This window comes from Ruegeria sp. CDSB113, assembly GCF_059611045.1.
In genome coordinates, this window is record NZ_JBXWOU010000003.1 from 330,031 (window position 1) to 351,503 (window position 21,473).

Annotated in this window: 16 protein-coding genes; 7 read left to right on the top strand and 9 right to left on the bottom strand. The window is 57.2% G+C overall.

Features of this window, described 5'->3' with window-relative positions; genetic code table 11:
* Positions 1-10 precede the first annotated feature (10 nt).
* Complete coding sequence (gene zapE / locus AC2FIS_RS08280; RefSeq protein ID WP_496772801.1) at positions 11-1,069, bottom strand: cell division protein ZapE; 1,059 nt, start codon at positions 1,067-1,069, stop codon at positions 11-13.
* 146 nt (positions 1,070-1,215) lie between these two features.
* Between zapE and AC2FIS_RS08285 the strand changes: the two genes are divergently transcribed.
* A complete protein-coding gene (locus AC2FIS_RS08285) occupies positions 1,216-2,454 on the top strand; it encodes an MFS transporter (RefSeq protein WP_496772802.1) in 1,239 nt (412 codons plus the stop codon).
* Position 2,455: 1 nt separating this feature from the next.
* Here the strand turns inward: AC2FIS_RS08285 and AC2FIS_RS08290 are convergent, their stop codons facing one another.
* The 5 genes from AC2FIS_RS08290 to AC2FIS_RS08310 all read right to left on the bottom strand — a co-directional run bounded on the left by AC2FIS_RS08290 (position 2,456) and on the right by AC2FIS_RS08310 (position 6,997).
* On the bottom strand, positions 2,456-3,076 hold the full coding sequence (locus tag AC2FIS_RS08290; RefSeq protein ID WP_496772804.1) for an HAD family hydrolase: 621 nt from the start codon (positions 3,074-3,076) through the stop codon (positions 2,456-2,458).
* 143 nt (positions 3,077-3,219) lie between these two features.
* Positions 3,220-3,675, bottom strand: coding sequence for a YaiI/YqxD family protein (locus tag AC2FIS_RS08295; RefSeq protein WP_496721604.1), 456 nt, complete (start codon positions 3,673-3,675; stop codon positions 3,220-3,222).
* Complete coding sequence (gene sthA, locus AC2FIS_RS08300) at positions 3,672-5,129, bottom strand: Si-specific NAD(P)(+) transhydrogenase (protein ID WP_496772805.1); 1,458 nt, start codon at positions 5,127-5,129, stop codon at positions 3,672-3,674. The genes AC2FIS_RS08295 and sthA overlap by 4 nt, the downstream gene beginning before the upstream one ends.
* A gap of 3 nt (positions 5,130-5,132) precedes the next feature.
* On the bottom strand, positions 5,133-5,966 hold the full coding sequence (gene fghA / locus AC2FIS_RS08305) for an S-formylglutathione hydrolase (RefSeq protein ID WP_496772807.1): 834 nt from the start codon (positions 5,964-5,966) through the stop codon (positions 5,133-5,135).
* A 101-nt stretch (positions 5,967-6,067) separates the two neighbouring features.
* The gene (locus AC2FIS_RS08310; RefSeq protein WP_496772808.1) at positions 6,068-6,997 is read right to left on the bottom strand and encodes an AEC family transporter; all 930 of its coding nucleotides are present in this window, start codon (positions 6,995-6,997) and stop codon (positions 6,068-6,070) included.
* Positions 6,998-7,204: 207 nt separating this feature from the next.
* Here AC2FIS_RS08310 and AC2FIS_RS08315 point away from each other — a divergent pair, with 207 nt between their 5' ends.
* Positions 7,205-7,822: a TetR/AcrR family transcriptional regulator gene (locus AC2FIS_RS08315; protein WP_496772809.1), complete on the top strand. Its 618-nt coding sequence runs from the start codon at positions 7,205-7,207 to the stop codon at positions 7,820-7,822.
* A gap of 70 nt (positions 7,823-7,892) precedes the next feature.
* On the opposite strand, the gene AC2FIS_RS08320 is transcribed toward AC2FIS_RS08315, so the two are convergent.
* Genes AC2FIS_RS08320 through AC2FIS_RS08330 form a run of 3 tightly spaced genes read right to left on the bottom strand, consistent with a single transcriptional unit; the run spans position 7,893 to position 15,324 of the window.
* The gene (locus tag AC2FIS_RS08320; RefSeq protein ID WP_496772810.1) at positions 7,893-9,263 is read right to left on the bottom strand and encodes an HlyD family type I secretion periplasmic adaptor subunit; all 1,371 of its coding nucleotides are present in this window, start codon (positions 9,261-9,263) and stop codon (positions 7,893-7,895) included.
* Positions 9,260-11,017, bottom strand: coding sequence for a type I secretion system permease/ATPase (locus AC2FIS_RS08325; protein WP_496772811.1), 1,758 nt, complete (start codon positions 11,015-11,017; stop codon positions 9,260-9,262). The genes AC2FIS_RS08320 and AC2FIS_RS08325 overlap by 4 nt, the downstream gene beginning before the upstream one ends.
* 59 nt (positions 11,018-11,076) lie before the next feature.
* A complete protein-coding gene (locus tag AC2FIS_RS08330; protein WP_496772812.1) occupies positions 11,077-15,324 on the bottom strand; it encodes a beta strand repeat-containing protein in 4,248 nt (1,415 codons plus the stop codon).
* Positions 15,325-15,669: 345 nt separating this feature from the next.
* On the opposite strand from AC2FIS_RS08330, the gene AC2FIS_RS08335 reads away from it, so the two are divergent.
* The 5 genes from AC2FIS_RS08335 to AC2FIS_RS08355 all read left to right on the top strand — a co-directional run bounded on the left by AC2FIS_RS08335 (position 15,670) and on the right by AC2FIS_RS08355 (position 21,473).
* A complete protein-coding gene (locus tag AC2FIS_RS08335) occupies positions 15,670-16,590 on the top strand; it encodes a LysR family transcriptional regulator (protein WP_496772813.1) in 921 nt (306 codons plus the stop codon).
* A gap of 227 nt (positions 16,591-16,817) precedes the next feature.
* The gene (locus tag AC2FIS_RS08340; protein ID WP_496772814.1) at positions 16,818-18,401 is read left to right on the top strand and encodes an ABC transporter substrate-binding protein; all 1,584 of its coding nucleotides are present in this window, start codon (positions 16,818-16,820) and stop codon (positions 18,399-18,401) included.
* A gap of 68 nt (positions 18,402-18,469) precedes the next feature.
* The gene (locus AC2FIS_RS08345; protein WP_496772815.1) at positions 18,470-19,564 is read left to right on the top strand and encodes a M24 family metallopeptidase; all 1,095 of its coding nucleotides are present in this window, start codon (positions 18,470-18,472) and stop codon (positions 19,562-19,564) included.
* Positions 19,564-20,571 (top strand): ABC transporter permease subunit, encoded by a 1,008-nt coding sequence (locus AC2FIS_RS08350; RefSeq protein ID WP_058277167.1) that lies wholly within the window; start codon positions 19,564-19,566, stop codon positions 20,569-20,571. The genes AC2FIS_RS08345 and AC2FIS_RS08350 overlap by 1 nt, the downstream gene beginning before the upstream one ends.
* Entirely contained in the window at positions 20,568-21,473 is a 906-nt protein-coding gene (locus AC2FIS_RS08355) for an ABC transporter permease subunit (RefSeq protein ID WP_082649183.1), read from the top strand. Before AC2FIS_RS08350 ends, AC2FIS_RS08355 begins: the two co-directional genes overlap by 4 nt.

Below are 21,473 nucleotides of genomic sequence, written 5' to 3' on the forward strand. Positions count from 1 at the left end.
GGCAGAGCCCCTATTGACCCCAATCCTGATCCTGCATCTCGCGCAAGCGCGACGCGGTGCGTTCAAACTCAAACGTGCCTTCACCTTCGACATACAGCATCTCGGGTTCTGCTGCAGCTGAACAGATCAAGCGGACTTTTCCCTCATACAGTGCATCGATCAACGTTACGAACCGTTTGGCTTCGTTAAAATTATTGCGCGACAGGCGTGGGATGTCCTCAAGCACCAGAACTTTGACCTCTTCCGCAATGGCAAGATAATCTGCCGGGCCCAGCATCCTTCCACAAAGGTCATAAAAACTGGCCCGCGCCACGCCATTTCGAAAGGCGGGCAGTTCTACCGCACGACCGTTGACCTGCAGAATCAGCGGGTCCGCCGCGCCCCCGGCCAAGTCGTTCCAGACGCTGCGAATGCTCTCGCGCGCTTCGGGGCCTATGGGCGTAAAATAAACTGGCGCGCCTTCTAGCCGGTTTTGGCGGTAATCCGTGGGTGAGATCAGCTCCCACACCTCAAGCTGTTCTTTGATATGTGCAATGAAGGGCAAAAATAGCTGACGGTTCAGCCCGTCCTTGTACAGGTCATCCGGATGGCGGTTCGATGTCGTCACGACCACGGTGCCACCTTCATGCAGCAGATCGAACAGACGACCAACAATCATTGCGTCCGTGATGTCGGTGATCTGCATTTCGTCAAACGCCAGTACGCGCGCGGACTTGACCACAGAGGCGGCGACAGGAGCCAGCGCGTCTTCGACACCGTCTTTTCGGGCCTTGTGCATGCCGGCGTGGATTTCCTGCATGAAGGCATGAAAATGCACCCGACGGGCGGGGATGTCTGCCAACGAGTCGACGAACATATCCATCAGCATGGATTTTCCGCGTCCGACTCCGCCCCACAGATATAAACCTTTGGGCGGCGGCGGGGCCTTTCGAAAGAACCCGCGCTTCACAGGTTCGGCCAATGCCGCCCGGATGCGTTCGAAATGAGGAAGAACAGCCTCTTGCGCGTCGTCTCTGGTCAGGGTGCCATCGGCCACCTGCGTGTCATAAAGCGATATCAAACCCGTCATGTTTTGAGGCATAGCGCCCGGTTTGCCCGTTGAAAAGCAGCCATTTCTCGGACGCATCAATTTTGCTGATCCGTGACCGCAAAACTCCTGAATTGACGCACAACCTAAACGCGGTAACGTCTGGTTCTTGAACGCCCGAGGACCTAATGCCCCAACACACGCGCTTGCTGAACCCCATCCTGATCGTCGGATGTATCATCATCACCGTCAGTTTTGCCGTCCGCGCATCGTTTGGCGTGTTTCAGATCCCCATCGCGGATGAGTTCGGCTGGCTGCGCTCGGACTTCTCGATGGCAATCGCGATTCAGAATTTGGCCTGGGGCATCGGACAGCCGATTTTCGGAGCCATCGCCGAAAAGGTTGGCGACAGGCGCGCGATTATCCTGGGTGCGCTGATCTATGCGGCGGGCATGGTTCTGTCGGCCTGGTCCGTCACGCCGTTCGAACACCAGATGTACGCATGGCTGGTGGGGTTCGGTATCGCGGGCACAGGTTTTGGCGTGGTCCTTGCCGTGGTGGCGCGGGCATCGTCGGACGAAAACCGCTCTATGTCGCTTGCGATTATCACAGCTGCTGGCAGTTTCGGTCAGGTTCTGGGGGCGCCTACAGCCGAATGGATGCTGAGCTTTATGCCTTGGCAGCAGGTGTTCATTGTATTCGCCGCAGCGATCTTGGCACTGGTGCTGACACTGCCGTTCATGCGCGCCCCTCAGGCTGCCAGTAAAGCAGAGATCGAAGAAAGCATGAGTCAGATCCTGACCAGGGCTTTCCGCGATCCATCCTATACGCTGATCTTTTTGGGCTTTTTCAGCTGCGGTTATCAGCTTGGCTTCATCACCGCACATTTCCCCGCTTTCGTGACCGAGATGTGCGGACCTATACAACCCGGTGGCGTTCTGCATTCTATTGGCATCACAACCACATCAGCACTAGGGGCCGTGTCAATTTCATTGATAGGCCTGGCAAATATTGCGGGCACGCTGCTGGCGGGTTGGGCCGGGAACCACTTTCCCAAAAAATACCTTCTGGCAGGTGTCTATACGGCGCGCACACTTGCGGCGGCGGCCTTCATCGTGTTCCCGATCACGCCCCTGTCGGTCATCGTGTTTTCGCTGGTCATGGGTTCGCTTTGGCTTGCCACCGTTCCGCTTACTTCGGGGTTGGTCGCGCACCTCTACGGACTGCGCTACATGGGAACGCTGTATGGGATCATCTTTTTCAGCCACCAGGTCGGCAGTTTCCTGGGCGTCTGGTTGGGCGGGCGCATGTATGACCAGTACGGCGACTACACCATGGTCTGGTGGATCGGAGTCGCGATTGGGGCTTTCAGTGCCATCGTCCACCTTCCCATTCGCGAAAACCGCCCAACGCCCGTCACCGCCTGAGCTATAGCGCCTCTTCGACCGTCAGTAGACCTTCTTGCAGCAGCCGGTCCGCCCAACCCTGTGGGCCGGTAAAGTGGTGCGTCTGCCATCCACGGGCGCGCGCCGTTTCGATGTTTTCTAGTCGATCGTCGGTGAACAAAAGCGCCTCAGCCGGCAGTCCACAATCTGCTTCGACCATTTCATAGATCGGAACATGCGGTTTGACGGTCTGCATCCGCCCTGAAACGTATTGTTTGTCGAACTCGTTGAGGAACGGGTAGACCGTTGTCGCATAGTCGAAGTTTTGCACCCCGAAATTGGTCAATGCGAAAACCGACACACCTTTGGCGCGCAAGGCCCGTTGCAGGCGGACCGAGTGGGGGATCTCGGGCGCGGCGAGTTCGATCCACTTGTCGTGCCACATTCGGATTTCATCGCGCCATTCCGGGTATTTCTCGGCCCAGTCATATATCGTGTCAGTGAAGTGATGACCCTGATCGACAAGGTCATTCATCCCGTGCAGGTCAACTTCCAAGAACATGGCGCGACGGCGCTCTTCCCCGATGACCCGGTCGTAATAGCGTTCGGGTTGCCATTCGATCAGAACGTTCCCGATGTCAAAAACAACAGCTTTCACCGACATGTTGGTACCTGTTTGCTTGGTTCTTGGTTGGTACCACTGAACCAAGCGCGACGGCATTGTTCAAGGCACAACCGCAGCGCGCAGCGCTGCTCGGCCCAATTGTCAAAGGCGCATCTTTGATGCGACGCTGGCAAGCGGGAGGACTAGCCCCGCTGTGCAGCCCTCAATTCCCGTTCCAGGGCGTCCAAAAACCGGGATCGGTCAGCCTTGCCAAAGGGTTTTCCGCCGCCACCCGCGCCTAATGGGTTGGATGCGCGCAAGTCGGCCATCAAATCACGCATGGCCAGTTGCTGGCCGATATTGGCCGCGGTAAAGGCTTCACCGTTTGGCCGTAGAACCCGGGCACCGGCTTCGACACATTTTGCGGCCAGCGGGATATCCGAGGTCACCACAACGTCCCCTGCGCCGCATCGTTCGGCAATCCATTTGTCTGCCTCATCCGCGCCCTCGGACACGATGACCACTTGCACCAATGGGTTTGCAGACGGCCGCAAGCCACCGTTTGACACCAGTGCCAAAGGAACTTTGTGCCGGGTTGCAACCCGTTCAGCCTCAGCTTTTACGGGGCAGGCATCGCCATCGATATAGAGCGTCGTCACGCTTTTTTAGCCTCTTTCTTGACGGCTTCAGAAGGTTTCTTGCGCACTTTAAATTCCTCCGGAATGGGCATCCTGTTGAACGCATCCAAACCGGCGATCTTGTAGGCCTCGGCCAGGGTTGGATAGTTAAACGTATTCTGCACGAAGTAATCCACCGTGCCCTTCAGGTTCAGGACTGCCTGCGCGATATGGATCAACTCTGTCGCGCCTTCACCCACGATCTGCACGCCAAGCACCCGGCGGGTTTTCAGTGAAAACAGCATCTTCAGCATGCCGTGCTCCAACCCCATGATATGCCCGCGCGAAGTCTCCCGGAACCGCGCCACGCCGACTTCGTATGGGATGCCGCGTTCTTGCAGTTCCTCTTCGGACATGCCGCAAGTTGAGATCTCGGGGACTGAATAAATGCCGTAAGGATACCACGGACTTTCCGGCAGGGTAGGGGTTTCCAGCGCGTGACATGCAGCCACGCGGCCCTGTTGCAGCGAGGTCGAGGCCAATGATGGGTGCCCGATCACATCGCCCGTCGCGTAGATATGCGGCACAGCAGTTTGATACGTCTTGCGATCCACGTCGATCCGGTTGCGATGATCGGTTTCCAAGCCAACGGCCTGCAGGTTTAATGCCGATGTCGCCCCCATGCGCCCGGCGGCGAACAACAACATCTCAGCTCGCACGTGGCGGCCATTCTCGAGCGTAACTTCGACATGGCCGCCAGCGTCTTCTATCTTTTGAACGGCTGAGCCCAGACGTAGGTCCACGCCGTTTTCGCGGATCTGATGGGTGAAATCATGGATTAAGCGGGTGTCGATGAAATCCAGGAAGGTCTCGCGCGGTTCGATCAACGTCACCCGAACGTCCAAAGCCGAGAACATGGTGGCGTATTCCACGCCAATCACTCCGGCACCTATCACGACCAGCGAGCGCGGGATCTCTGCCATCTCAAGAAAGTCGTCACCGTCCACTACGGTCTTGCCGTTGAATGGCACATAATCCGGGCGATAGGTTTTTGTTCCGGTTGCTATCAGGAACTTGGCCGCCGTAAGTCTCGTGGTCTCACCGGCATCAGTGGCAACCTCAATCTCGTGAGGTCCAACGAATTTGGCCAACCCGTTCAAGGTCTCCACATGGTTGCGGTTGAATTGGTGTTCCAGCACGTCAACTTCATGATCCAGCGTCATATGCAGACGCGCCTTGAGATCTTCGGCCCGGATCTGATCTTTGACGCGGTACGAGCGGCCATAGAAGCTGCGCTCGCGCCAGCCGGACAGGTTCAGTACCGTTTCACGCAAGGTCTTTGATGGGATCGTACCGGTGTGGACGGACACGCCACCAAACCGATCCTTGCGATCAATCACCAGAACACGCCGTTGCAGTTTGCCCGCCTGTATCGCGGCCGACCGACCCGAGGGGCCGGACCCGATAATGATCAGGTCATAGTCGTATTTGCTCATTCCTCAGTCTCCGTACAGTGCCTCGGCGTGGAAGGTGATGTGGTCTTCCATGAAGGTCGACACGAAGAAGTATGAGTGGTCATAGCCCGGCTGCAGACGGATGATTGCCTGCTGACGACGTTCGGCAATCGCCTGCGCCAAAGTTTCGGGGCGCAGCAAGTCGATGAATTGGTCACTGGCACCAGTGTCAATCAGGATAGGGCCGTCAAAGCCGACTTCTTTCATCATGATCGAGGCATCGTGTTTGGACCATGCCGTCTGATCATCGCCCAGGTAGGCGCTTAGTTGCTTGCGACCCCAATCCGCACCCGTCGGGTTTGAAATGGGTGCGAAAGCGGACACAGATCGGTAGCGCCCTGGCAGGTTCATAGCCAGAGTCAGCGCCCCATGACCTCCCATCGAATGTCCAGTTATGGCCTGACGGTCCGCGTCGATTGCGAAATTTTCGGTCAGGAAAGCAGGCAATTCTTCGGCCACGTAATCCCACATATTGAAATGCGGCGCCCAAGGCTGCTGCGTGGCGTTCAGATAGAACCCGGCGCCCTGGCCCAGATCGTAATCTTCGTGATCGGCAACACCCTCACCGCGCGGCGAGGTGTCCGGGAACACTACCGCGATGCCTTGCTCGGCTGCCCACGCCTGAGCACCCGCCTTTGTCATGGCGTTTTCGTGGGTGCAGGTCAGGCCGGACAGATACCACAGAACCGGAACCGGGCCGTCCTTGGCCTCTGCTGGCAGGAACAGGCCAAAGGTCATGTCGCATTGGCAGGCAGCCGAGGCGTGGCGGTAGACGACCTGAACGCCTCCGAAACATGCATTTTCCGAAAGGGTTTCCATTTGGTTTTGTCCTTACGTTAGGTTTGAGACATGGCTATCCTTACACGCTCGATACGTAAAGGCTGAGCGGCTTTGGTCTGCCATTTTTCACAAGGCATAGATCAGGGCGTTCCGACCCAGGCGATGACCAATGGCACCGTCAGGATGCTGGCCGCTGTGGACAGTAGTATCGCAGCTGATGCACGGTGCGGGGCCACCCTGTAGTGGGCGGCGAGCATGTAGACGTTACCCGCCACCGGCAGTGCCGCGGCAGCGATGACGACGGAGGCAGGAAATGCCGCGACGGGCATAACCCAAAGCAAAACAACGGCAACACAAGCAGGGTGAACGACCAGTTTGCAAAAGCTCAGCCAGCCCGCAATGTGAACGCGTTCAGCGGATTTGCTGGCCAGAGAAGCTCCGATGGCGAACAGGGCACCCGGGGTCGCGGCCCCGCCCAGAATTGTTAGGAAATCATTCAATGGGACAGGAACAGGAATCTGCAACGCGGACCAAAGCATTCCCGCCGAGATCGAAACGATCATCGGATTCTTGATCAACCCTATCCCGATCAGTCGGAAGGTTGCAGGCGTCAACCGCCCGTCGCGTCCACCATTTATCAAGATGACAATCAGGGATGAAAACACCACAAGATCAACCGTCAGAACCAGCATAACCGGGCCAATCGCGGCTTCGGTAAACAGCAGCGCCAGCATGGGCAAACCCAGAAAGCCGACATTGCCAATGGCCGCGCATTGCGCCTCTACCGCTGCGGTCGGAATGTCGAGCCTGCGTATCCATGCGACAACCGTCGCCAAGACGTACACAGCGGCGGTTCCGATCAAGTATCCAACGACTAGCCTTGCATTGAAGATATCCGCAAAGGGCAGGGTGGCGGCAAAGCGAAACAGCATGGCCGACAGCGCAAAATAGAAAACGAATTTCGTCAGGTACGCCGTTGCTTCTTCAGAAAAAAATCGACTGCGCCCAGCCCAGTATCCCAAGCCGATGATCGCAAAAAAGGGCAGTGTGCGCAGAAAGATATCGACCATGTGCAAAGTGGTAGCACGTAACACACAGGCTGCAAGATATGACGGGCCAGTTATAGGGTTTTGGGGACGCGCGTTGTAAATTAACTTAACTGGTCAATCGAAAACCTAACGTCATCTGTGTTGCCAGATGCCTACTAATTGTGCGATTTGTTGTATCTGAACTGAACGGTTTAAACATTTGTCACCCAATCGACCGAAGGAGAGTACATGACCGAAGCAGCCGTCATTCTGCGTACAGGCCGAAAATTTGATCAGGTCCTGCGCGGAGCCCGAGAGGTTTTCATGGCGGATGGTTTCGAAGGTGCAAGCGTCGACGATATAGCCCGTGCCGCCGGGGTCTCTAAGGCCACGCTATACAGCTATTTCCCCGACAAGCGGCTGCTTTTTATGGAGGTGGCGCAGGTCGAGTGTAGACGGATGGCGGAAAACGTCGTGGCGATGGTGGACGATTGCAAACCGGCACACGAAGTTCTGACAATCGCTGCAACAGAGCTCACGAGTTTTTTGGTCTCGGATTTCTCGCAACAGATGTTCCGCATCTGCATCGCCGAGCGTGACCGGTTCCCGGAGCTGGGCCAAACATTTTATGAGGCCGGGCCGCAGAACGGTCAGCGCCAGATGGTCGAGTATCTGGAGAAGGCGGTCAACAAGGGTGAGTTGGCCATCGACAACCTGCAATTGGCAGCCGAACAGTTCAGTGAACTATGCAAGGTTCGGATTTGGACCCGCGCTGCCATTGGCGTTCAAAAGAGCTTTTCCAAAGCAGAGTTGGACGCAATTGCGACGCAGGCCGTTGATATGTTCATGGCGCGATACGGCGTCTAACCTGTTGCATTTCCTCACAAAAAAGATGTGAACGACCCACACCCGGCAAACCGGATGCGGGCAAAACAAGTCACTCGATAAAAGTCTTGGCCAGCCGGTCACTGATTGGTTGTGACAGGTAGCTGATTACTGCGCGCTCGCCGGTTTTCACAAACAAATCCGCGGGCATTCCAGGCAACAGATCCAGGGCGGCGACTTCGATGGGTTGATCTGCATCCAGTTTCACCCGGGCTTTGTAATAAGGCTCGCCGGTGCGGTCGTCCTCCAGAGCGTCGGCTGAGATGTCAAAAATCCGGCCGCTGGCTTCGGGCACATCGGTCTGCGTAAAGGCTGACAGGCGAATGCGTGTTGCCTGACCGATCTGCAGCTTGTCGATATCGGCGGTTTTGATCCGCGCTTCGACGATCAGGGCCTGATTGGCGGGAACAATATCCATGATCGCCTCTCCGGGGCGGATGACGCCGCCGGTTGTGGATACTGCCAAATTAACGACCCGCCCGCTGGCAGGGGCCAGAACCTGTGTTCGTTTCAACCGTTCCGATGCCCCTGAATATTGTGAGCGGATCAGATCAAGCTGAGCATCCACAACCGCAAGCTCTCCGGCTATCACCTCGTCGCGCAGCTTTTGTTGGCTGAGCAGAGACAACTGCAACTCTTGCACCTGGTCCTGGGCCTGCGCAATCTGGGTGCGCAACGACGCATCGACACCGCCCAGACGTTCCATTTCGATCTGGCGCGCGCTGACCCGCGTGACGGCCACAAGCCCTTTGTCCAGCAAGGACTTCAGATTGGACAGCTCAACCTGCGTGATGTCCTTCTGGTTTTGGGTCGAGAGGCGTTGTTCGTTCAGGCCGGCGATCTGATTGCGCAGCCCCTGAATGCGTTGCGCGTTGATTTGAGCCTCGGTCCGGCGGGCGCGGGCTTCGGCGTCAAATAGTTGTTTCTGCGTCAGGTAAGGCGACAACCAATGCAGCCGCTGCATCCCATCGCTGAAACCGGCCAATGCTGTTGGCTCGTCAAACCTGTCCGTGCCGTTGATCTGCGCCAGCAAGCGGGCACGGCGGACCGACAATTCGCCCAATTGGCTGCCCAGAATGCTCAGATCTACGTCGATATCCGAGCTGTCAAGTCGCACAAGGGACTGACCTGCCTGAACAAATTCACCATCCGTGACAAGGATCGAGTCAATGATGCCACCATCCAGATGTTCGACCGTCTTGCGGTCACCTTCCACCACAAACGAGGCCGGCGCGACCACCGCCCCGTCCAGTTTCGAGGCGAAGGCCCAATAGGCGCTGCCGCCAACGAAGGCCATCAGGGTAAACAACCCGAACAGGACATAGCGTTTGATATCAGAGGTCTCGGTCGTGATGTCCAAGGCTTGCACATCGTGGGCAGCAAGCGCGTTCTGAGATTGCGAGCGTTTCATCAACTGGGTCATTGGGCAGCTCCGCTGATCTGAGTTTCATTGGCAGGGGCCGCGTCGGTATTTTTCGCCGCGGATTGGGTAGGGTTTTCCAGAACGTTCCGGCGATTGACCTTCAGAACGTCCTCTTTGTCTCCGAACTGAGATTGGGCGCCGTTTCGCAGGACCATCACCTTGTTGGCGGCCTGCAGCGTTGCCGGACGATGGGTCATGACGATGGCAATTGCACCGCGGGCCTGCGCCGACACGATCGCATCGCGCAGAGCCTGTTCGCCTTCGGCATCCAGATCCGAATTCGGTTCGTCCAAAATCAACACAAACGGATCGCCATAAAGCGCCCGGGCCAGTGCCAGCCGCTGACGTTGACCACCTGACAAAAAGAACCCGCGACCAATGCGCGTTTCATATCCATCGGGAAGGGCGCTGATCATTTCGTGCACACCGGCTTCGCGGGCGGCACGCAGCACCTCTGCATCATCTATGGCGACCGAGAAGCGCCCGATGTTTTCGCGGATTGTGCCGTCGAACAGCTCGATATCCTGTGGCAGATAACCGATCTGTTTGCCCAGATCCTCGTGGTTCCATTTGGACATCGGGCTCCCATCCAGCAAGACTTCGCCCCGCTGCGGGTGCCAGATACCGGCCATCATCTTGCCCAGAGTGGTCTTGCCCGAGCCGCTATGCCCGATAACCGCCAGCACGTCTCCGGGCACAAGGCCAAAGTCGATCTGGCGGAGCGAGGCCTTGACGGCGCGCGGAGGACCCGCCTGCGAAATCTTGACGTCCAGAGATTTGAACGCGCGCGGCAGGTGCAGATTGGGTGGGGCTTCGGCAAACTCTTCGGTCAGTTTTGCCAGCTTGGAGTAGGATCCGCGCGCGGCCAGAAAGCTGCGCCACTGACCGATCAATTGGTCAATTGGGGCCAATGCGCGGGCCAGAACGATGGTTGCCGCAATCATGACGCCAGCGGTGGATTCTCCGGTGATGGCCAGTGCCGCGCCAAGTCCCAGAATGGCCGATTGCAAACCCATCCGAACGGTCTTGGACACGACAGAAAAGCTAGCAACCCGGTCGGCGGCGCGGGTCTTGTGCTGATGGGCCTCCGCCTGAAGCGAGGTCCAGCGTCGCAGCAAATCGGATTTCATGCCAAGCGCTTGAACAAGCTCGGCGTTTTTATCACTGATGCTGAACAAGGCATCTGAACGACCGCGCGCTTGCGAAGCCGACCGCATCGGTTCCCGGGCGCGCGAGTTGTTGATCAGAGCCATGATCGTCAGCATGACGGCACCGGCCAAACCAAGCAGACCCAGATAGGGGTGAAGGGCATAAAGGACCAACAGATAGAGCGGGATCCACGGCGCGTCAAAAAACGCGGTCAGCGTGGTTCCCGAGATGAATTCGCGAAATCCGTTCACGTCTTCGACAAGGTTTTCGCCAGCGTCGGCTTCGCCATGGACACGGCGGCGCATCGCAGCGCCAAGAACTGGGGCACCAACGTTCAGCTCAAAGCGGGCGGCCAGACGTCCCAAAATGCGCATCCGCATCAGGTCAAGGCAGGCGACCACGACGAATACACCGGCCAACAATGCTGACAACGCGATCAAGGTGTCGACATTTTGACTGGTCAGGACACGGTCGTAGACCTGCAACATGTAAAGCGGACCGGCGAGCATAAGAAGGTTCAGAAACAAGCTGAAGAAGGCAACTGCAACAAAGCCCTTGCGCAGCGACCCCCAGGCGGCTTTCACGGGATTGGTTTTCTGGGACATCAGGGAACCCTTTCCGGTTTGGCAAACGGGGCGACCTAGGCCGCCCCGCTGTTGATTGGTTAAACGATGAAGTCGTTCTCGGTCAGGTCCGCGGCGTCGACACCGGCCAGACGGATCGAGCCTGCGTCGCCGAAGCTGATGACGGCGTCGTCACCATCCTGAACGGCACTCGGACCGCCGTCGAAGTCAGGGCCCAGATCTCCGATCTGAATTCTGTCGAAGCCCGTTTCAAAGTCCGAGATTGTGTCGTCACCGAAGGTGCCCTGGAACAGGAAGGTGTCAGCGCCTTCGCCACCGATCAGGACGTCATTGCCGCCCTCACCGTTCAGCAGGTCATCGCCATCTGCACCGTTCAGAACATTCTCCAAATTGCTGCCGACGATTACGTCACCATCATTGGAGCCGATGACATTCTCGATCGAGACCAGCACGTCGGTTTCAACCTGATTGTCGATCACGTCCAGCCCGACAACACCGGTGCCGCCTGTTGCGTCAACATCCAGAGTTGCGCCCGCATCCACCAGCGTGTCCTGCACGACAGGGCCGTTTACGCCCGCTGGTGCATTGTGCAGATGGATTGCCGATACAGCACCGGGGATCGGCGTGTTCAGGTCGGCTTCGTTCAGGCCCACAACGCTCAGCTCGCTCGAGTAGGTGACTTCGCCGGTTGTCAGGTTCTGAGTGATGACAACGGTTGCGTTGCCGGAGGCCTCGCTGTCCGATGTCGGGCCAGGCTCTTGCGCCGCGTCCAGACCGCCACTCAGCGTGACTGTGCGGATCCCGTTCTCGGTCACGTCGCCGTCGACCAGCAGCTGCCCGCGAATTTCCCCACCAGGGAAGTCGGCGGTGTGGATGTTGTAGTACAGGTTGCCCTGCGCCGCTTGATCCACAAAGGCAGCACCGTCCGCAATGTTCGAACCGAACTGACCCGGCGCCGCAACAACTGCATCCACGACCGAGACGTTAAAGCCGGTATCGCGTGTGGCCGTGCCGTTGCCGTTGGCGTCCAGACGGACCTCGACTGCGACATCCAGATCCGAGAAATCGGCTGTATCGATGCCGTCTCCTCCGTCGATGAAGTCATTGCCCAGACCACCGGTCAGCACATTGTCTGCATCGCCAGCGATCAAAACGTCATCACCTGCACCACCGTTGATGTCACCGTTGGTGGTACCCAGATCAACAAAGATGTCATTGCCATCGCCCAGCAGGACGTTACCGTTGATCACACCTTCGTCGTCGTTGACGATGGTAACGTCACCGGCATCAGATGCATCGATCGCATTGACCGTGCCGCGGATTTCGCCTTCGTTCAGGATCGCACCCAGAAGGTTCAGACCGCCGTCGATACGAATACCGGCTGCAGCGTCCGACTGTTCGGACCCGGCAATGAGACCTTCGTTGATGACAACCCCGGCAAAGGAGGCGTCTTCCTGACCCGTGAACAGGCGCAGACCATCGCCGACCTGGTTGCCCTCGGTGGCATCGCCGTTACCCCGGAAAGTTCCCCGGTTAACGATGGTTGCCGAGACGACATCGCCATCAACATCACCGGTTTGCAGCGATACAGCTGAACCGTTGGCACCCTCATTGACGCTGACCGTACCAGTGTTGGTGAAGCTATAGTTGTCAGCGGTTCCATCGGCATACACTGCGCCGTTGCGCTGATTGCCTGCGCCGACAATCTGGCCTGAGTTGAAGACCTCCAAGCCGTCGCCATCGATGTTCAGCGCACGGCTTGCCGAGGCGACAATGCCCGCGTTCAGGAACGAACCGCCAGTGTGATCACCCGTGCCAAAATAGACACCGTTCTGAGTGCCAATAATGAAGCCTGTGTTTTCCAGTGTACCCTGGAAGTTCACGCCATTGACGACACGAAGGCCAGCAACCGTGCCATTGGTACCTCTGGAGACAATATCGCCGGAATTCAGGATTGTCGCATCAGTGGTGCCAGTGTTGCCAACATTGCCGATCCGAACGCCATCACCAGCAAGCGACGTGGCAGCAGCAGCGTCGCCGCGCCCGTCAATCCGACCCGTGTTTTCCAGCGTGAATGTGTTGGCACCGTCTTCCGCGCCACCAATTTCAACAGCAAAACCCGAACCCTGGTTACCTTCGAGTGAATCGATCTGACCAGAGTTGATGACTGAGAAGTCATCGGCAGTGCCATCGGCATAGACCGTGCCATTGCGCTGATCCCCGGTCCCGAAGATGAACCCAGAGTTCTCAACGGCCAGGCCAATACCATCAATGTTCAGGGCGCGACTGTCAGAGGACACGTTGCTCCTGTTGATGAACGAACCACCGGTGTGATCGCCATTGCCAAAGTAGACACCATTGCGCACACCGGAGATGCCGCCAAAGTTAACAAATTCACCCTGAAAGTTCACTCCATCGACGATACGGACGCCAGCGACGGTGCCGTTGTTCCCTTCTGACGAAATGATGGTGGCATTGCCGATCGACCCGTCGACGGTACCGGTGTTGCCAACGTTGCCGATGCGAATGCCGTCACCAGCCAGCGACGAGGCCGCATCAGCGTTTCCGCGTCCAGTAATAACACCGACATTACCTAGCACAAAGGTGTTTGCACCGTCTTCTGCGCCACCGACTTCAACTCCGATGCCTGAACCTTGATTGCCCTCACCTGCGTCAATCAGACCGGAGTTCTGTACCGAAAAGTCATCCGCGGTTCCGTCAGCATAAACCGTCCCGTTGCGCTGATCGCCGGTGCCGAGGACCTCACCCTGGTTGGAAACCTCAAGACCGATACCATCAATGTTGAGTGCGCGGCTGTCAGAGGAAACAACACCGCCTGCTTCGTTCACAAAGCGACCGCCCGTATGATCCGCGTTGCCAAAGTAGACACCGTTTTGAACACCCGAGATCGTGCCCGAGTTGGTGAATTCGCCCTGGAAGCTCACGCCATCCACAACGCGCGCACCCGCCACAGTACCGTTGGCACCTTCCGAGCGGACTTCACCACGGTTAACAATGGTCGCGTCCGAGACGCCCTGATTGCCCGGATTACCGATACGGATACCATCACCGGCCAGACCTGTGCCTGCCGCACCGTTGCCGCGACCCTGGATCAGGCCGTCGTTTTCCAGTGTGAATGAATTGGCACCGTCGGCTGCACCACCGATTTCAGCTGCAAAACCTGAACCTTGATTGTGCTCACCTGCGTCAATTGTGCCATTGGCCAGATTACGGACCGAGAAATCGTCGGCTGTGCCATCGGCATAAACAGTGCCGTTGCGCTGATCGCCGGTGCCCAGAATGTCACCGCCGTTGATCAGGTTGACACCCGAGCCGTCGAGATTCACTGCGCGGCTGCCGGATTGGATGGTGCCAAAGTTCAGCACGTCCAGATCATGCTCGCCGTCACCAATGTAAAGACCGTTACGGGGGCCTTCGATCACACCGGTCGAGGTGTTCAGGATCTCACCTTCGGCATTTACGCCATCTGCGATGCGGATACCGGCGGCTGTGCCTTGATTGCTTTCGGTCGAGATCAGGCCGCTGTTGATGATTTCAGTTTCCAGCGTGGCCCCTTCGGCACCGTCGTCAATGCGGATGCCGTCCCCGGCCAGCCCGGTATTGGCCGCACCTTGGCCACGGCCCTGAATCGTGGCACCAAAGCCGTTAAAGATGTCGGTTTCCACGCGATCGCCGACCTCATCGCCGATCTGCAACGAGATACCAGCACCCTGATTGCCTTCACCGGCGTCAATCGTGCCACCCACAAAGTTCGAGATTGAAATGTCTTCGGCGGTGCTATTGGTGTAGATTGTACCATTGCGCTGATCGCCGGTGCCGATGATGTCGCCAAAGTTGCGCACATCAATGCCCTGGCCCTGAATGTCCACCGCACGGCTGTCCGAACTGATCACACCACCGCTGAAGTTATCCAGACCGCCCGAGCTTTGAGCGCCCGCAAACTGCACACCGTTGAACTCACCCGCGATCTCGCCAAAGTTGCGAACGCTTGCGCTGCCGGTAACCTGAACGCCAGTGGCCAGTGCGTCGGGGCCGTTATTCGCCTCGATCCGGCCCGAGCGGAAGTTGAACACGTCAACATCCTGGCCCTGCGCCTGAACGGCAGCGACGGCGTTGTTGGTGATGATCTCGCCAAAGTTCAGCAGACGCGAGAAGTCGTTTGCCAGAACAAAGGCCGGAGTGTCATCGACGACTGTGCTTTGGAAAAAGTTATTGAAAAGGGTTTGACCGTCGCGGGTAGTCTCTTGCGCTATGGTAGACGTGGTCAAGAGACGAGCGCGCAGGCTTGTCAGAAGTTGGGACAGCATGGGGTACTCCGTCAAAAATTGTTACGTTTGGCAGTTCGCCCAGTGTTTCGGGCATTCCACGTAGCAAAGGGGTAGACGGCACCCCGGGTCAGCTGAAATTCATCCTGCAAATCGGTTGTATAACCAATGCTAATAATCACGGTTTCCGTGAGAGTCTGGGAATCTGGCCTTATATAAATCAATAGGTTACGTGGTGAATGTCCCACATAACGTTCTATTCGAAAGCGCTGGTTAACAGTTTTGTCAGCGAATTTGATCAGTATTTCATGCACCTTTCCCCGCTTTACGGTAGAGAAGGGAACGGTCCAGTGCCGTCTTTTGTATGACCGCAGAGAGATTGGGCGGATGAATTTCAGAGATTTGGAGTACGTGCTTGCCATTGCGAAGCATGGCAAGTTCAGCCAGGCGGCGGTTATGTGCAATGTTTCACAACCGGCGCTGTCGAACCAGATCAAGAAGCTGGAAAAGGAACTGGGTGTTGAACTGTTCCTGCGGCTGAATAACGAAGTGCGGCCAACCGCCTTTGGTCAAAGCATCCTGAGTATCGCTGAATCCATTCTGTCAGATGCACAAAGGATCCGCGATTCCGCCACCCAATTTCGCGACCCCGAGGCCGTTGCATATCGGATTGGCATGACGCCAACACTTGCACCGTACCTGACACAGTATTTCTCAGAGTTGTTCAGCGATATTTTTCCACGTATGCGCGTGACCATGATTGAGGATCTTCCTCAAAACATGTTGCAGATGGTTGAAGACCATCAGCTGGACATGGCGCTGGTGGCTCAGGTCAACAACAGCAACGCTTTGGCTTTCACGTCGATTTGGTCCGAACCCCTTTTTCTGGCCGTGCGCGAGGGGCATCCGCTGTGTATGCTTCCCTCAATATCACCTGAGGGCGTTCCCCCGCATGACTTCATCCGGCTTCCTCACAGTTTTGGCTATGAGCTTGAAGACCGGCTGCCCAAGGCTGATCCCGCGATCCGGCTCGCCAAACGGTTTGATCTGAGCGCGCTGAGGTTTGAAACGATCTGCCGGCACATCTGTCATTCTGATGATTGTACAATTGTGTCGGCCCTGGCTGCCGAGCAATTCAAGCGGGACAAATGGCCCTTGTGCTTTGTTCCGTTTGAGGGCCCGGGAAACCTGCGCAACCTTGGGGCCGCGACCCGCCCGGGATGCCCCAGAAGCCCCGTGCTGAACCGTGTCGGAGCATATATTCAGGACCGGCCACCGGTTGGTGTGACCCCAACTTTCTCGCAATAAATACCCGTCGATTCCTTTGGCCAGACAACGCAATGATGCTGGGCAGTCTTTCGGCTGCTTCCTTTGCGTTTGGTCAAGCTGTGCAAGAGCACTCAAAGTGAGTTGACAATGGATTTTGTATTTTGGATACATTGGGCACAGATTTCGCGGCGATGAGAGTCGTCAGAAATTGCTTGGTCAACAAAAGCAACGCGAAAGCCGATTGATAATTTTTCTGGGAGACAATCATGAAACTTAAATTATTGGCTGCAACAGCGGCAATTGCCCTGTCCAGCGCAGCCGCGCAGGCCAACACGCTGGTTTATTGTTCAGAAGGCTCACCCGAGGGGTTCGATCCCGCACTGTTTACAGCCGGAACCACATTTGATGCCTCATCGCACCCGATCTACAACCGCCTGCTGGAATTCGAAACCGGCACAACCAACGTTATCCCCGGTCTGGCCGAAAGCGTCGAGGCCAGTGATGATGGCTTGGAGTACACATTCAAGCTGCGTCAGGGCGTGAAGTTCCATTCGAATGACGAATTCACACCGACCCGCGATTTCAATGCGGATGACGTGATCTTCTCATTCATGCGCCAGAAGGATGACAGCCACCCCTATAATCAGGTGTCAGGCGGTACGTGGGAATACTTCAAGGGTATGGGTATGCCCGATCTGGTCGAGTCGATCGAAAAGGTCGACGACTATACCGTCAAATTCACGCTGACCAAGCCTGAGGCGCCGTTTGTTGCCAACATGGCGATGGATTTCGCTTCGATCCTGTCTGCAGAATATGCAGATGCGATGATGGAAGCCGGAACACCCGAAAAGCTGAACACCGCACCCATCGGCACCGGCCCGTTCTCGTTCTTGGCTTATCAAAAAGACGCCGTGATCCGGTACGCCCAGAATGCCGACTACTGGAAAGACCCGGCGGATGTTGAAAACCTGATCTTTGCGATCACTCCGGACGCATCCGTGCGCTATCAGAAGCTGAAGGCCGGCGAATGTCACATCATGCCGTATCCGAACCCGGCTGACATTCAGGCGATGCAGGATGATGCCGACATCAACATGTTGGAGCAGGAAGGCCTCAACGTTGGCTATCTGGCCTATAACACCACAATGGCGCCCTTCGATAACCCGAACGTCCGCAAGGCGTTGAACATGGCAATCGACAAGAACGCGATCATCGACGTGGTGTTCCAGGGCTCGGGCCAGGTTGCAAAGAACCCGATCCCGCCGACCATGTGGGGCTATAACGACGCGATCACCGACGATGCCTATGATCCAGAAGCGGCCAAGGCAATGCTGGAAGCCGAAGGTGTTTCCGACCTGTCGATGAAGGTGTGGGCAATGCCGGTGCAGCGTCCTTATAACCCGAATGCACGCCGCATGGCTGAACTGATCCAGGCGGATTTCGCGAAGGTTGGAGTGGATGTTGAAATCGTGTCCTATGAATGGGGTGAATACCTGTCTCGCTCGAAAGATCTGGACCGTGACGGCGCCGTTCTTCTGGGTTGGACCGGTGACAATGGCGACCCAGACAACTTCCTGGCGGTTCTGCTCGGCTGTGACGGTCGTGAAGCGTCGAACCGCGCACAATGGTGCCATGAGCCGTTCGAAGATCTGATCCTGAAGGCCAAGCAGTCCACGGATCAGGCTGAACGCACCAAGCTGTATGAAGATGCCCAGGTCATCTTCAAAGAGCAGGCCCCGTGGGCAACCATTGCGCACTCGGTCGTGTACATGCCAATGAGCAATAAGGTTCAGGGCTATAAAGTGCACCCGCTGGGCGGCCACATCTTCTACGGTGTGAACGTCGAATAAACCACCACTCAACGACCGGAGCCGCCCAATTGGCGGCTCCGGTTTTCTTTATTGGGAGGTCGGCGCGAATGCCGGATTTGTCCGAGTACCAACAACTGGCAAAGGACATGTCAGTAGATGCCGTGGCACTGGTGCCCGGCCCAAATTTTACCCGAGCTTTGGGGAAACCCTTCATGAGCCACGAGCGACCTTTTGTGGTCGTGATCCCGGTCATAGGTGAACCAGCCGCGATTGTGCCTAACCTGGAGTTAGGCTCATGGGCGCTGGTCGGATTTGACGGCGCTGTCTTCGACTGGCGCGATCAGACAGGCTACGACGATGCGTTCACAGCGCTGGCTGAACACATGCCTTTACGATCTCTGGCGGTCGAAGGGCAGGTGATGCGCGTCTTTGTCTCCAAGGCCTTTACCCGAGCCCTGCCCAATTTGCGGATCGTGGATTCTGAGCGCGAGATTTCCGGCCTGCGCATAATCAAGACGGACGATGACATTGCAGCGCTGCAAGCGGCGATTGATATCTCGGAACGAGCGCTGGAGCGGGTCATTGCGGATGTTCGCGTGGGTCAGACAGAAGTACAGATTGAACAGGCCTTGATCCAAACGCTGTTCGCCGAAGGAGCCGCGTCGCTGGCATTTTCGCCCATCGTGACGGCCGGAGGAAATTCGGCTCAACCGCATGGTAAAGCGCGTGCGGATTACCAGATCAAAGCAGGCGACGCGCTGCTGTTCGATTTCGGCGCACGCAAACATGGGTTTGCCGCTGACATCACGCGTACCTTTTTCGTCGCTGAAGCCTCGGATGAGGGCAGGGCGGTCTACGACACCGTTCTGCGGGCCAACCTGGTCGGGTTCGAAGCTTGCAAACCCGGCGTAACGGCCCACGATATCGACGACGCGGTGACCCGCGTGCTCGAGGCCTCGCCCTATGCGGATCGCATCCGCACCAAGACGGGTCACGGGCTGGGACGGGACGTGCACGAAGCGCCCTATATTATGCGTGGAAACGACCAGATCATGCGCGCGGGCATGGTTTGGACCAACGAGCCGGGCCTCTATGATCTGGACAATTTCGGCGTTCGGATCGAAGATGACGTACTGGTGACCGAAGACGGTTGCCGGTCGCTGACCAGCTTTCCCAAAGAACTAACAATCATAGGCCGCTGATGTTTGGCTATTTCCTTACCCGCCTCGGCATGTTCATTCCGACATTTCTGGGCGTAACACTGATCTCGTTCATGTTCATTCGGGTCCTTCCGGGCGATCCGATCATTGTCATGGCCGGTGAACGCGGAATGTCCGAAGAACGCTATCAGGAGATGGTCGAGAAGCTGGGCTTCGACAAACCGGTGCTAGAGCAATACTGGGACTATCTGGTTGGCGTGTTGCATGGTGATCTGGGCGAGAGCTTTGTCACCAAAAAGCCAGTTTGGGACGAATTCTTTGCCCTGTTTCCCGCCACGCTGGAACTGTCGATCTGTGCCATGATCTTTGCAGTGGCTTTGGGGCTGCCTGCGGGCGTTATTGCCGCTGTGAACCGGGGCAAATTCTTCGACCGGGCGCTGATGTCGTCCGCGCTGATCGGGTATTCCATGCCGATCTTCTGGTGGGCGCTGTTGTTGATCATCGTGTTTTCCGGCAACCTTGGTTGGACGCCTGTCTCAGGTCGGATCGACCTGCTGTACTACTTTCCAAGCGTCACGGGCTTCATGTTGATCGACAGTCTGCTGTCCGGGCAGGAGGGGGCGTTTGGATCGGCTGTACGCCATCTAATTCTGCCGACCATCGTCTTAGGCACGATCCCTTTGGCCGTAATTGCGCGCCAGACCCGTTCGGCCATGCTGGAAGTGTTGGGTGAGGATTACATCCGCACCGCCCGCGCCAAGGGCCTTGCCCCCGCACGGATCAATGGGCTGCATGCGCTGCGCAATGCGCTGATCCCGGTGATTACAGTGATCGGCCTGTCGGTCGGCACATTGCTGGCCGGGGCGATCCTGACCGAGACAATCTTTAGCTGGCCTGGCATCGGCAAGTGGATGGTCGACAGCATTTTCCGCCGCGACTACCCGGTGGTGCAGGGCGGCCTGCTGATGATCGCCGTGATCGTCATGCTGGTGAACCTGCTGGTCGATGTCCTTTACGGCGTCATCAACCCCAAAATCCGGAGGCGATGATGGCTGAATTGTCCGCGACCCCACCAAAAACCGAAGACCGCCCCAGCGCCCTGCGAGAATTCTGGTTCTACTTCAGCGAAAACCGCGGTGCAGTGATGGGCCTTTGGGTCTTTGCCGCTTTTGTCTTCTGCGCGGCCTTTGCGCCTTTGTTGGCCCCCTACGACCCGACTGAACAGTTCCGCAATCACATTCTGCAGCCCCCTGCGTGGCAAGAAGGCGGCAGTTGGGCCTTCCCGTTGGGCACCGATCCGCTGGGTCGGGATATGCTGTCGCGGCTGATCATGGGATCGCGTTATTCCTTCTTTGTCGGCATCGTGGTGGTTTGTGTGGCCGTGACGGGCGGGGTGATTGTCGGTCTGCTGTCGGGTTTCGCGCCCAAATGGGTCGATACAATGATCATGCGGGTGATGGATATCATCCTGTCCTTCCCTTCACTGCTGCTTGCGCTGGTTCTGGTTGCCATCCTTGGTCCCTCGTTGACGAACGCGATGATCGCCATCGCCATTGTGTTCCAACCGCATTACGTGCGTTTGACCCGGGCATCTGTGTTGGCAGAGCGGCAAAAGGACTATGTGACTTCGGCCCGCGTTGCCGGTGCCAGCAAGGCCCGGCTGATGTTCAAGACCGTGCTGCCGAATTGTCTGGCTCCGATCATCGTTCAGGCGGCGCTATCGTTTTCGACCGCCATTTTGGATGCCGCAGCCCTTGGCTTTCTGGGCATGGGGGCGCAGCCGCCCACGCCGGAATGGGGCACCATGCTGGCCGAAGCGCGTGAGTTCATTCTGCGCGCGTGGTGGGTAGTGACGTTCCCCGGTCTGGCCATCCTGGTCACGGTGCTGGCCATCAACCTGATGGGCGACGGTCTGCGCGACGCGCTGGACCCTAAGCTAAAGCGGAGCTGA